Below are 11,539 nucleotides of genomic sequence, written 5' to 3' on the forward strand. Positions count from 1 at the left end.
GTTTTGACCGGGATGTGGACAACTTTCGAGAATTCTTTGCGGCCAATTTCGGGTGCTCCGCGCGGTGGTGGTTTCGAGGCTCGTCGCTGGCGCTCCTCGCACCTCAACCACCGTGTGCCGACCGCCTACCCGGCGTCGTCCCGATAGGCGAAGACTGGCACCGGCGGGAGGACACCGACAGTCGATGGCCGGCTCATCGCCCTAGGCAGGATCTCGTGCACCCGCACCTCAACCACCGGCGACGCTCGCCTCGCCGGGGTCGACGCTCAGGCGTCGAACGCCTCCGTACCTCGACCAGCAGGCACCTGGCAGGATCGGGCGTATGAGCTGGACTCCTGCCGACGATCGTTACGACACCACTGCCACCGGGATGAGCTACCGGTTCACGGGCCGCAGCGGGCTCCAGCTCCCGCTGATCTCGCTCGGCCTGTGGCAGAACTTCGGCACCGACCGGCCGGAGGAGACCCAGCGGGCGATCCTGCGGCGCGCCTTCGACCGCGGCGTGACCCACTTCGACCTGGCCAACAACTACGGCCCGCCGTACGGCCGCGCGGAGGAGAACTTCGGCCGCTACCTGCGCGACGACTTCAAGCACCTGCGCGACGAGCTGGTCATCTCGACCAAGGCCGGCTACGACATGTGGCCCGGCCCCTACGGCCAGGGTGGCGGCTCGCGGAAGTACGTCCTCTCCTCGCTCGACCAGTCGCTGGGCCGGATGGGCCTGGAGTACGTCGACATCTTCTACAGCCACCGCTTCGACCCCGACACCCCGGTCGAGGAGACGATGATGGCGCTGGACCAGGCGGTCCGGCAGGGCAAGGCGCTGTACGCCGGCATCTCGTCCTACTCCGCCGCCAAGACCCAGGAGGCCGCGTCGATCGCCCGCGAGCTCGGCACCCCGCTGCTCATCCACCAGCCGTCCTACTCCATGCTCAACCGCTGGATCGAGGACCCGGACGGTGGGCGGAGCCTGCTCGACGAGCTCGAGCAGCAGGGCATGGGCTGCATCGTCTTCAGCCCGCTCGCCCAGGGGCTCCTGACCGACCGCTACCTCGACGGCGTCCCGTCGGACTCCCGCGCCGCCCGGGACGGCTCGAGCCTCGGTGAGGACCACCTCGAGGAGTCGCGGCTGCGGCACGTGCGGGCGCTCAACGAGATCGCCCAGCAGCGCGGCCAGAAGCTGGCCCAGCTCGCGCTCCAGTGGGCGGTCCGCGACCCGCGCGTCACCTCCGCGCTGATCGGTGCGAGCTCGGTCGAGCAGCTCGACACCAATCTCGACGCGCTCACCTTCCCGCCGCTCACCGACGACGAGCTGCGCGCCATCGACGAGGACGCGGTCGAGGCGGGCATCAACCTCTGGGCGAAGTCGACCGCCGAGTAGTCCGGTCCTGGTTGTTCTCCCAGAGCTGGCAGCCGACCAGCACGAGGGTGGCGAGCAGCCCGCCGGCGAGCACGTCGATGACGTAGTGCTCGCCGTTGTAGACCAGCGCCGTGCACATCGCCGCGGGGTAGAGCGCGAGCAGCCAGCGCCACCGAGAGCTCAGCCGCTGGATGCCGTAGCCGGCGATCAGGAAGGTGATGCCGGCGTGCAGCGACGGCATCGCCGCGACCGGGTTGCCGACGCCGTGCAGGATCAGGTCGACCCGGTCGAGGCCGACGTCGGACCAGCCGCGGGCGGTGATCCGGGTGACCATGCCGTCGAGGCGGCCCTCCTCCGAGGCCATCCACGGCGGTGCCATCGGGTAGAGGATGTAGACGGCGAGCGCGCCGAAGTTGATCACCAGGTAGCGCCGCATCCACTTCACCCACTCGGGCCGGCTGCGCACCCACAGCACCGCGGCGATGGTGAGGCCGGCCAGGAAGTGCGTGGCGTAGACGGTGGTGAAGAAGAAGTCGTACCACCGCGGCTCGGTGGTCTTCAGGCACGGATCGCCGCACAGCGCGTGCTGGAGCCGCTCGGTCGGGATCTCGCCGCGCCCGATCCACTCGTCGACGTGGATCGGCATCATCACGTGCACCGGCAGTCCGAGCTCGTCGGTGAGGCCGCGGCTGTAGAAGTAGACGACCAGGCCGACGACCGGCAGCCACCAGTCCTTGAGGAAGTTCAGGTGGTACGACGGGCGCGCCTCGATGTTCCACGCGATGGTGCCGACCCACAGCCACAGGAAGACCTGCACCGTGTCGTTGGGGATCCCGAGCACGTCGGACCAGACGACGAGGGCGGCGGCGTACCCGAGCATCGCGACCGCGCGGACCGTGCGGCGGGTGCGGGGGTACGGCGTGGGCCGATCGCGCAGCGCTCGCGGCACGTGCTCGGTGTCGGTGGCCGAGGTCTCGATCTCCTCCTCGGCACCCCGTGTCATGCCCGAAGTCTAGGGTTCACCTGTGCGCCGGGTGCGGTTCACCCCACCCGGCTGTCCGAGATGATCCCCGGGTAGGCCTCGGTCAGCCCGGCGAGCCCGGCGTCGGTGGGGTCGACCCCGAGCTGGTGGCGCAGCTGCGCGACCACCACCTGCTGGATCGCCGGCCAGGCCAGGGTCGGCTCGAGCGCCGTGTCCTGGCAGCCGTCGGTGGCGAGCGGCCGGAGCGCGTCGGGGATGGTGATGCCGAGCAGCTCGCCGATCGCGAGCAGCCCGCCCTGGGACTCGCCGATCTCGCAGAGGTCGCTGAAGACGAGGTGGCCGGCGTTGTCGACGAGCACGATGCGCTTGTCGCCGCCCATCGCGGCGTACGCCGACTCGACCTGGTCGACCGGGATGATCCCGTCGGCCGTGCCGGTGATGATCAGGCGCGGCTTGTCCGTGTCGCCGGTGAGCGTGTCGGCCGAGGCGGGCGCCATGCCGATGAAGGTGTCGACCCGCTTGTCGACGGCCGCGAGCTGCTCGACCGCGCGGCCGCCGGCGGAGTGCCCGAGGGCGCCGATCCGCCGCATGTCGACCCGGTGGCGCAGCCAGCCCTTCTTCGCGTCGGTCTTCTTGCCGATCAGGGTGATCGTCTGCCGCAGGTCCTGCACGTCGGTCGTGGTGCCCGCCGGACCGAGGAGCACCTTGGTCAGGTCGCGGCTCGGGTGGTCGGGCGCGGCGACCACGAAGCCCCAGGACGCGATCGCCGAGGTGAGCGCGCTCGACTGGTCGCGGAAGCCGGCGTAGCCGTGGCTGAAGACGACCAGCGGGTACTTCCCCGTGCGGACCGGCACCCCGCGGACGCCGCCGCTCGGGTAGGTCACCGACTGGCCCTCGGGGACCAGTGACTTGAGGAAGTCCGGCAGCCAGTCGACCACGTCGTACGACGCCTCGGGCTTGCCCTGCACGGCCTTCTTCGTGGCCGGGTACCAGACCTCGACCTCGACGCCGGAGGCCAGCGTCAGCGTCCGCTCGCCCACGGCGTACGGGCCGGGTCCGGAGAACGACGTCGGGCCGATCTCGGCCGGCACGGGCGCGGCTGAGGCGGGCGCCACGAGCGCGAGGGACGAGAGGGCGAGGGCGGCGACGCAGGCGCGTCGGCAGAGCCGGGTGATGGCGGTCACAGGCGCAACCTAGACGCCTGTCCAGGGTCGCGGGGGCAAAACGGGGTGCCCGATCGGTCTGGAGTGCGGCGAATCGTTCCAGGTGGAAGGAGGCAAGGCTCCGCACCCGCGGCGGCTGTCGCGGTGCCTGAGGCGAGATGGCCTACTCCGGCCTGAAGTCGACCCACGACTTCGATGGGCAGCTCGAGGGGATCGGCAGGTCGGGCTTCGACGAGTCGATGTCGGAGCCCGACGCCGTCGAGTGCGATCCGCCAGCGCCTTGCACGGTGTCGCCGACGGAAATCTCGCCTTCCCCGGGGACGTCTATGGTCAACGGATCCTCCGAGACGACCTTCGTCCCCTTCGGCCAGAACGCGACGGCATTTCCGATGCCTAGGCAGTCGCCGACCAGCTGAACCGTGCCGCCAACTCCGACGTCAGCTCCACCCTGGTCTCCGGAGGAGGCAGATACGAGGATGCGGACGTTGCCTGCCTTCAGTTCCTCGGCCCCGCCGCCGCACGCAGATAGTGCGAGCAGAAGCGAAGAACACACGACGCACGCGGCTTTGAGGCGCATCTTCGTTGTGCCCATTGCGTCCTCGGATCACGGGAACGAACTCCGGATGTTGACATCCTGGAGGAGGGTGATCCTGGCGGCAACCTAGACGCCTGTCCAGGGTCGCGGGGGCAAAACGGGGTGCCGGATCGGCCGCGAACGCGGAGAATCGTCCGACGTGGGACACGTGGACGTGGCCGGGGTGCGGTACGAGCTCCCCGACGGGAGAGTGCTGCTGGACGACGTGTCGTTCCGGGTCGGCGAGGGCGCCAAGGTCGCGCTCGTGGGAGCGAACGGCGCGGGCAAGACGACGCTGCTGCGGATCATCACCGGCGACCTGGTCCCGCACGCCGGCGCCGTGACCCGCTCCGGCGGGCTGGGCGTGATGCGCCAGATGGTGGGCGCCGGGCTCGGCGAGGAGCCGACGTTGGCCGACCTGCTGCTCAGTGTCGCGCCGGCGCGGGTCCGCGCGGCCGCGACCGAGGTCGACGCCTGCGAGCGCCTGCTCATGGACCACGACGACGAGAAGACCCAGATGCGCTACGCCGAGGCGCTGGGCGAGTACGCCGACGCCGGTGGCTACGACCTCGAGGTCACCTGGGACGTGTGCACGATGGCCGGGCTCGCGGTGCCCTACGACCGGGCGAAGTACCGCGAGCTGCGCACCCTCTCCGGCGGCGAGCAGAAGCGCCTGGTGCTGGAGTACCTCCTCCGCGGTCCCGACGAGGTGCTCCTCCTCGACGAGCCGGACAACTTCCTCGACGTGCCCGGCAAGATCTGGCTCGAGGGCCGGATCCGCGAGTCCGACAAGACGATCCTGATGATCAGCCACGACCGCGAGCTGCTGAACAACACCGCGACGCGCGTGGTGACCGTCGAGCTCGGCCACGCGGGCAACACCGTGTGGACGCACCCGGGCGGCTTCGCGTCGTACCACGAGGCGCGCCGCGACCGGTTCCTCCGCTTCGAGGAGATGCGCAAACGCTGGGACGAGGAGCACGCGAAGCTCAAGCAGCTGGTGCTGCACTACAAGATCAAGTCCGAGTACAACGACGGCATGGCCTCGCAGTACCGCGCGGCCCAGACGCGCCTGCGCAAGTTCGAGGAGGCCGGCCCGCCGACCGAGCAGCCGCGCGAGCAGCAGGTGACGATGCGGCTCAAGGGCGGCCGCACCGGCAAGCGCGCCGTGGTCTGCGAGCAGCTCGAGCTCCTCACTGAATCCGGGGGAGGGCTGATGAAGCCCTTCGACCTCGAGGTCTGGTACGGCGAGCGCGTGGCCGTGCTCGGCTCCAACGGGTCGGGCAAGTCGCACTTCCTGCGACTGCTGGCCGCCGGCGGCAGCGACCCCGACGTCGAGCACCGCCCGGTGGGCGAGGTCGAGATCAAGCCCGTGCTCCACGCCGGCAAGGCCAAGCTCGGTGCGCGCGTGCGGCCGGGCTGGTTCGTCCAGACCCACGAGCATCCCGAGCTGATCGGTCGCACGCTGCTCGAGATCCTGCACCGCGGCGACGGCTCGCCGAACGGTCGCGCGGGCATGGGCCGCGAGCAGGCCGCCCGGGTGCTCGACCGCTACGAGCTGGCGCACGCGGGCGAGCAGCGGTTCGAGTCGCTCAGCGGCGGCCAGCAGGCGCGCTTCCAGATCCTGCTGCTCGAGCTGTCCGGGGCGACGCTGCTGCTGCTCGACGAGCCGACCGACAACCTCGACGTGCAGTCCGCGGAGGCGCTCGAGGAGGGCCTCGCGGCCTTCGAGGGCACGGTGCTCGCGGTGACCCACGACCGGTGGTTCGCCCGCGGCTTCGACCGCTTCCTCGTGTACGGCGCGGACGGCGCGGTCTACGAGTCCGACGGCCCGGTCTGGGACGAGACCCGGGTGGTCCGGGCCCGGTGAGCGACCCGACCGACCTGCAGGTGGTCGAGCTCGACCACCGCGACGACGACCAGGTCGACGCCTGGTACTCCGTCTACGCCGCCGCCGAGGGCGCGCTGCCGCCGGGGGTCGCCTCGACCTGGCAGCTCGAGGAGGTCCGAGCGACCGCCCAGGAGGGCGGCAGCGCGCGCTGGCGCCAGGGCTACCTCGGCCGGCTCGGCGACCGCGTCGTCGCCGCCGGTTGGATCGAGTTCCCGCTGCGCGACAACACCGAGCGTGCCGAGCTGATGGTGCACGTCCACCCCGACCACCAGCGGCGCGGGCACGGCTCGGCCGTGCTCGCCCGCCTCGAGCAGGTCGCCCGGGAGCGCGGCCGCACCGTGCTGGCCGGGGAGGCGCCCTGGGCCTACGACGCCGGGCCCGAGGGGATCGGCGAGCCGGCGGCGGAGTTCGCCCGCCGGCACGGCTACACCCTGGCGCTGGGTGACGTGAAGCGCCGGCTCGACCTGCCCGTCGCCGCCGACGTCCTCGACGCGCTGGCCGCCGAGGCGGCACCGCACCACCCGTCGTACGAGCTGCGCTCCTGGGGCGGCCCGGTGCCCGAGGAGCTCGTCGACGGCTGGGCGCGACTGGTCGCGACGCTCAACGTCGAGGCCCCGCAGGGCGATCTCGAGATCGAGGCCGAGAGCCTCGACCCGGCCCAGGTGCGGGAGAACGAGGAGCTGCTGGTCCGACAGGGCCGGGTCAAGTACAACACCGTCGCCCTCGACGCGTCCGGCGAGCTGGTGGGCTACACCGACATCGCCACGACGGTGCACGAGCCGGGCCGGTCCTACCAGTGGGGGACGCTCGTGCGACCCGATCACCGCGGTCACCGGCTCGGGTTGGCGCTCAAGGTCGCCAACCTGCGGCTGCTGCAGCGCGAGCGGCCCGACATCGTCGAGGTGACGACGTACAACGCCGAGGTCAACGCCCCCATGGTCGGCGTCAACGACCGGCTCGGCTTCCGCAAGGTCGCCCGGCTCGGCGAGCTCCAGAAGCTCGTCTGAGGGCGGCCCTCGGCGGTACCGATCGTGAACTAGTGGCGGCCGTTGCGCCCGAGGACCCTCGAGGCATGACAACGACAGCACAGCTCCCGACGGAGCAGAAGCCCATCCACCACCCCACCAACGACTCCCTGCTCACCCGAGCCAGAGCGATCGGTCCGGTGCTCGCCGAGCACGCCGCCCGGCACGACGCCGACGGCACTTTCGTGTCCGAGGCCTACGACGCGCTGCGCTCGGCCGGCCTGCTGCGGGCCGCCGTCCCGGTCGAGCTCGGCGGCGACGGCGCCACGATCGCCGAGCTCACGGCGCTGCAGCGCGAGCTCGCCCACCACTGCGGCTCGACCGCGCTCGCGAGCTCGATGCACCAGCACGTGGTCGCCTTCACGGCGTGGCGCTACCGCCGCGGGCTGCCGGGCGCCGAGGCCACGCTGCGCCGGGTCGCCGAGGACGACCTCCTGCTGGTCTCCACGGGCGGTGGCGACTACACGCACCCGCGCGGCGAGGCCGTCCGCGTCGACGGCGGCTACCGCGTCAGCGGCCACAAGCGGTTCGCCAGCCAGTCGTCGCACGGCGGTGTCATGTCGACGATGTTCACCTTCGAGGACCCCGAGCAGGGCACCCGGGTGCTCAACATGGCCGTGCCGCTGGTCGGGGAGGGCGTCACCGTCGCCGACAACTGGAACACCCTCGGCATGCGCGGCACCGCGAGCCACGACGTCGTCGTCGAGGACGTCTTCGTCCCCGACGAGCGGGTGCTCGCCAACCGTCCGTACGGCGTGGTCGACGGCCCGCTGCAGGTGATCTCGGTCATCGGGTTCACGATCGTCAGCGGCGCCTACCTCGGCGTCGCCGAGTCGGCCTACCGGGCGGCGAAGGAGGCCGCGTCGCACAAGGCCGGCAACGTCCTGGTGCAGCGCCAGCTGGGCGTGATGCGGCACAAGCTGGACGTCGCCTCATGGGCGCTCGACGGCGCCCTCGCGGCCGTCGGCGAGGACCCGGTGCCGTCCCACGACGCCTACCTCGCCGTGATGATCGCGAAGGCCGAGATCGCCCAGGCCGGCGTCGAGGTCTGCGACCTCGCGATGGACGTCGCCGGCGGCCCGGCCTTCTTCCGTGGCTCGGTGATCGAGCGTGCCTACCGCGACATCCGGGCGGCGAAGTTCCACCCGCTGACCCCGGACGCGACCCACGTGCTCGCGGGCCAGCAGGAGCTCGGCGTACCCGGGCTGCTGCAGTAGCGGCGACCGGTGTCGACGCAAGAAGAGGGCCCCGCCGGCTGACGGGAGACGGACCTGCTGCCGGCGGGGCCCTCGTGCCCCTCCCGAGTTCTCGGGGCTGTGGAGGGGCGGTCAGGAGTTGGACGTCTGGGCGTCCGAGTCGAGCGTGAGCGTGGTGGTCTTGGTGTCGCCGTCCCGGGTGTAGGTCACGGTGACCTCGTCGCCCGGCCGGTAGGACCGGATGGTGGCGACCAGGGAGTCGGCGCTGGTGATCAGCTCGTCGTCGACCTTGGTGATCACGTCGCCCTTGGCGAGGCCGGCGTTGTCGGCGGTCGAGTTCGCGGTGACGTTGACGACCTGGGCGCCCTGCTCGACCTCGGCGCCGTTCTGCGTGGGCAGGTCACCCACCGAGATGCCGAGGCGCGCGTGGGTGGGGGTCTCGCCCTTGCGCAGCTGGTCGATGATCGGCATGACCTCGTCCATCGGGATGGCGAAGCCGAGGCCGATCGAGCCGGACTCGCTCTCCGAGGAGTCGCTGGCGGTGCGGATCGAGGAGTTGATGCCGACGACGTTGCCGTTCATGTCGACGAGCGCGCCGCCGCTGTTGCCGGGGTTGATCGCGGCGTCGGTCTGGATGGCGGGGTACGTCGTGCTGTTGCCGGATCCGTCGGAGCCGACGTCGACCGGACGGTTGAGGGCGCTCACGATGCCGCTGGTCACCGTCGAGTCGAGGCCGAAGGGTGACCCGATCGCGACGACGCTCTCGCCGACCTTGAGGCCGGACGACTTGCCGATGGTCGCCGGGGTGAGGTCCGAGACGCCCTCGGCCTTCACGACGGCGGTGTCCGTGAGCGGGTCGGTGCCCACGATCGTCGCCTTGGCCGACGAGCCGTCGTTGAAGAAGACGGTCATCGAGCCGCCGTTGCCGGCGACCTCGGCGACGTGGTTGTTGGTGAGGATCTCGCCGTCGGAGCTGAGGATGATGCCCGACCCGGAGCCCGCGCCCTGGTTGCCGCTCACGTCGATCTTCACGACCGAGGGCAGCACCTTCGCGGCGACCTGCTCGACGGAGCCGTCGGCCGCCGGCTGGTCCGGGGTGTCGACGACCTGGGAGGTCGACGGGGCGCCGGAGGGGCTGGCGCTCGAGTCGCTGTCGTCGAGAGCGTTCCAGGCGGCGGCCCCACCGACGCCGGCTCCGGCGCCGACGACGAGGGCGGTGGCGACCACGGCGGCCGCGAGGCCGGCGCGGCGCGGACGCCGCGGCTCGGGGCCGGACTCGGACTGGAGGAAGACGGTGTCCTGCGGCGGTCCCTGCGGCGGTCCCTGCGGCGGGCCCTGCGGCGGGCCCTGCGGCGGCGGCCCCTGGGGAGCGGAGAAGTAGGGGTTCTGCGGCTGCTGCGGGCCGGGCTGCGATCCCGGCAGCGGCGTGGTCGGCTCGTCGTCCATGCCCTCACTGTGTGGGCGGAGGCTGTGACGAGCCTGAGATGGCGCTGGACGACCGAGAAGAAGTGCCCGGCGTCGCTCAGGAATCCTCGGTGGCGAGGGTGAGCTTCTTCAGGAGCGCCGCGAGGGTGGTCCGCTCGTCGGGGGTGAGAGCGGCGGCCAGGTCGTCCTCGGCACGTCCGCGCAATGCCATCGCCCGGCGCCAGACCTCGATGCCGGCCTTCGTCACCTCCACGTCGACCCGGCGCCGGTCGTCGGCCGAGGCCCGGCGCTGGATCCAGCCGGCCTTCTCGAGGGTGTCGAGCCGTCCGGTCATGCCGGCCCCGCTGATCCCGAGGTCGGCGGCCAGCGCCGAGGGGCTCGCCTGTCCCGGGGTGTCCCGGATCATCAGGTGGTGGAGGGTGTCGTACTCGAAGTCCTGGAGACCGACCTGCTCGAGCGCGACCCGCTTGGTGCTGCGGAGGTACTCCCTGAGGCGGCCGATCCGGACCACGATCGCCTCGACGTCGTCGTCGAAGCTGACGTCGATCCAGTGGTCGCGCCAGCGCGCGACGTGCCGGTCCGCCCAGTCCTCGGGACCCTCCTCCGCCATGGGGCGATCCTAGTGGGAGCTTCGTTGACGAATAATTCGCTGGCGAATTACATTCTGCCCGTGACCACTCCCGTCGACGTCGACACCGTCCGGGACCGCCTCGGCCCGCTGCGGTACCCCGACTTCCGCTGGCTGGTCACCGGCACCGCCACGAGCGGGCTCGGCAACGCGATCGCGCCGGTGGCGCTCGCCTTCGCGGTCCTCGATCTCGGCGGCTCGGCCTCGGACCTCGGGCTCGTGGTCGCGGCGTACGCGCTCGCCGAGGTCGTCACGATCCTCTTCGGCGGCGTGCTCGGCGACCGGGTGCCGCGCCAGCTGATGATGGAGTGGTCGGCCACCGCCTGCGCGGCCAGCCAGGGCGTGCTCGCCGTCCTCCTCCTCGGCGGGTGGGCGACGCTGCCGGCGATCGGGCTGATCGGCGTGGCGACCGGCTGCCTCGGCGCCCTCAGCAGTCCCTCCGCCAACGCGATGACCCGGCTGACGGTGCCGCGGGACGTGCTCGGGTCGGCGGTCGCCGTCCGGTCGCTGCTGCAGACCGGTGCCGCCGTCGTCGGCTACTGCGTCGGGGGCGTCCTCGTGGCCGCCACCGGCTCCGGCTGGGCGATCGCCGTCGACGCGGCGACCTTCGTCGTCGCGGCCCTCTTCTTCTCCCGCCTCCGCGTCCCGCACACCCGCCCCGACGCCGGGTCCACCGGCTTCCTCGGCGACCTCGGCGAGGGCCTGCGCGAGGTGCTCCGGCACACGTGGCTGTGGCTCCTCATCGGCCAGGCGCTGCTCTACCACCTCTGCTACGGCGGCGCGCAGAGCGTGCTCGGTCCGATCGTGGTCGGCGACGGCTTCGGCCGCTCCGCCTGGGGCCTGGCGCTCGGCACGCTGATGGCCGGCTTCGTGGCCGGCGGCCTCCTCTGCCTGCGGTGGCGGCCCCGGCACGGGCTCTACGTCGGGACCGCGATGCTCAGCCTGACCGCGGCGTTCCCGGTCGCCATGGCGCTGAGCGACCACCTGCTCCCGATCCTGGTCGGCGCGTTCCTGCACGGACTCGGGCTCCAGGTCTTCAGCGTGCAGTGGGACGTCTCGATCCAGCAGAACATCCGCGAGGAGATGCTCTCCCGCGTCTACTCCTTCGACATGGTCGGATCCTTCGTCGCTCGCCCGCTCGGGCTCGTCCTGACCGGGCCGGTGGCCGGCCTGGTCGGCTACCAGGACTGGCTGCTGCTGGTCGGCCTCGTGATGGCCGCGTCGTCGTTCGGGGCCCTGCTCTCGACCGACGTACGCCGCCTGCAGCGCAGCTGAGCCCTGCTCCTGGTCCAGTC

The 11,539-nt window shown here is 71.7% G+C and carries 10 protein-coding genes; 5 read left to right on the forward strand and 5 right to left on the reverse strand.

Annotation, left to right across the window (positions count from 1 at the left end; translation table 11 throughout):
• Positions 1 to 322: 322 nt before the first annotated feature.
• Positions 323 to 1,381: an L-glyceraldehyde 3-phosphate reductase gene (mgrA, locus tag K8U61_RS16005; protein ID WP_224124039.1), complete on the forward strand. Its 1,059-nt coding sequence runs from the start codon at positions 323 to 325 to the stop codon at positions 1,379 to 1,381.
• On the opposite strand, the gene K8U61_RS16010 is transcribed toward mgrA, so the two are convergent.
• The 3 genes from K8U61_RS16010 to K8U61_RS16020 form a co-directional block, all read right to left on the reverse strand.
• Entirely contained in the window at positions 1,350 to 2,363 is a 1,014-nt protein-coding gene (locus K8U61_RS16010) for a phosphatase PAP2 family protein (RefSeq protein ID WP_224124040.1), read from the reverse strand. The genes mgrA and K8U61_RS16010 overlap by 32 nt on opposite strands.
• Before the next feature lie 38 nt (positions 2,364 to 2,401).
• Positions 2,402 to 3,526 carry an alpha/beta hydrolase family protein gene (locus K8U61_RS16015; RefSeq protein WP_224124041.1) on the reverse strand — a complete coding sequence of 375 codons (1,125 nt, stop codon included), beginning with the start codon at positions 3,524 to 3,526 and terminating at the stop codon, positions 2,402 to 2,404.
• A gap of 142 nt (positions 3,527 to 3,668) precedes the next feature.
• Positions 3,669 to 4,097, reverse strand: a complete 429-nt coding sequence (locus tag K8U61_RS16020; protein ID WP_224124042.1) for a hypothetical protein — start codon at positions 4,095 to 4,097, stop codon at positions 3,669 to 3,671.
• Between the two features lie 142 nt (positions 4,098 to 4,239).
• On the opposite strand from K8U61_RS16020, the gene K8U61_RS16025 reads away from it, so the two are divergent.
• From K8U61_RS16025 to K8U61_RS16035, 3 genes are all read left to right on the forward strand, one after another.
• Positions 4,240 to 5,949: an ABC-F family ATP-binding cassette domain-containing protein gene (locus K8U61_RS16025; protein ID WP_224124043.1), complete on the forward strand. Its 1,710-nt coding sequence runs from the start codon at positions 4,240 to 4,242 to the stop codon at positions 5,947 to 5,949.
• A complete protein-coding gene (locus tag K8U61_RS16030; RefSeq protein ID WP_224124044.1) occupies positions 5,946 to 6,977 on the forward strand; it encodes a GNAT family N-acetyltransferase in 1,032 nt (343 codons plus the stop codon). Before K8U61_RS16025 ends, K8U61_RS16030 begins: the two co-directional genes overlap by 4 nt.
• Positions 6,978 to 7,042: 65 nt before the next feature.
• Positions 7,043 to 8,212 carry an acyl-CoA dehydrogenase family protein gene (locus K8U61_RS16035; RefSeq protein WP_224124045.1) on the forward strand — a complete coding sequence of 390 codons (1,170 nt, stop codon included), beginning with the start codon at positions 7,043 to 7,045 and terminating at the stop codon, positions 8,210 to 8,212.
• Between the two features lie 111 nt (positions 8,213 to 8,323).
• Here the strand turns inward: K8U61_RS16035 and K8U61_RS16040 are convergent, their stop codons facing one another.
• Together K8U61_RS16040 and K8U61_RS16045 are read right to left on the reverse strand one after the other, a co-directional pair.
• Entirely contained in the window at positions 8,324 to 9,637 is a 1,314-nt protein-coding gene (locus K8U61_RS16040) for a S1C family serine protease (RefSeq protein ID WP_224124046.1), read from the reverse strand.
• A gap of 76 nt (positions 9,638 to 9,713) precedes the next feature.
• On the reverse strand, positions 9,714 to 10,226 hold the full coding sequence (locus tag K8U61_RS16045; RefSeq protein WP_224124047.1) for a MarR family winged helix-turn-helix transcriptional regulator: 513 nt from the start codon (positions 10,224 to 10,226) through the stop codon (positions 9,714 to 9,716).
• Between the two features lie 60 nt (positions 10,227 to 10,286).
• Between K8U61_RS16045 and K8U61_RS16050 the strand changes: the two genes are divergently transcribed.
• Complete coding sequence (locus K8U61_RS16050) at positions 10,287 to 11,519, forward strand: MFS transporter (protein WP_224124048.1); 1,233 nt, start codon at positions 10,287 to 10,289, stop codon at positions 11,517 to 11,519.
• Positions 11,520 to 11,539 lie beyond the last annotated feature (20 nt).

The sequence above is a fragment of the Nocardioides mangrovi genome, from assembly GCF_020073815.1.
Lineage (GTDB): Bacteria > Actinomycetota > Actinomycetes > Propionibacteriales > Nocardioidaceae > Nocardioides > Nocardioides mangrovi.

Excerpts from the sequence above, each read along its gene's own strand:
- mgrA (WP_224124039.1), top strand. The coding sequence starts at position 323 with ATGAGCTGGACTCCTGCCGACGATCGTTACGACACCACTGCCACCGGG.
- K8U61_RS16035 (WP_224124045.1), top strand. The coding sequence starts at position 7,043 with ATGACAACGACAGCACAGCTCCCGACGGAGCAGAAGCCCATCCACCAC.
- K8U61_RS16040 (WP_224124046.1), bottom strand. The coding sequence starts at position 9,637 with ATGGACGACGAGCCGACCACGCCGCTGCCGGGATCGCAGCCCGGCCCG.
- K8U61_RS16020 (WP_224124042.1), bottom strand. The coding sequence starts at position 4,097 with ATGGGCACAACGAAGATGCGCCTCAAAGCCGCGTGCGTCGTGTGTTCT.
- K8U61_RS16010 (WP_224124040.1), bottom strand. The coding sequence starts at position 2,363 with ATGACACGGGGTGCCGAGGAGGAGATCGAGACCTCGGCCACCGACACC.
- K8U61_RS16045 (WP_224124047.1), bottom strand. The coding sequence starts at position 10,226 with ATGGCGGAGGAGGGTCCCGAGGACTGGGCGGACCGGCACGTCGCGCGC.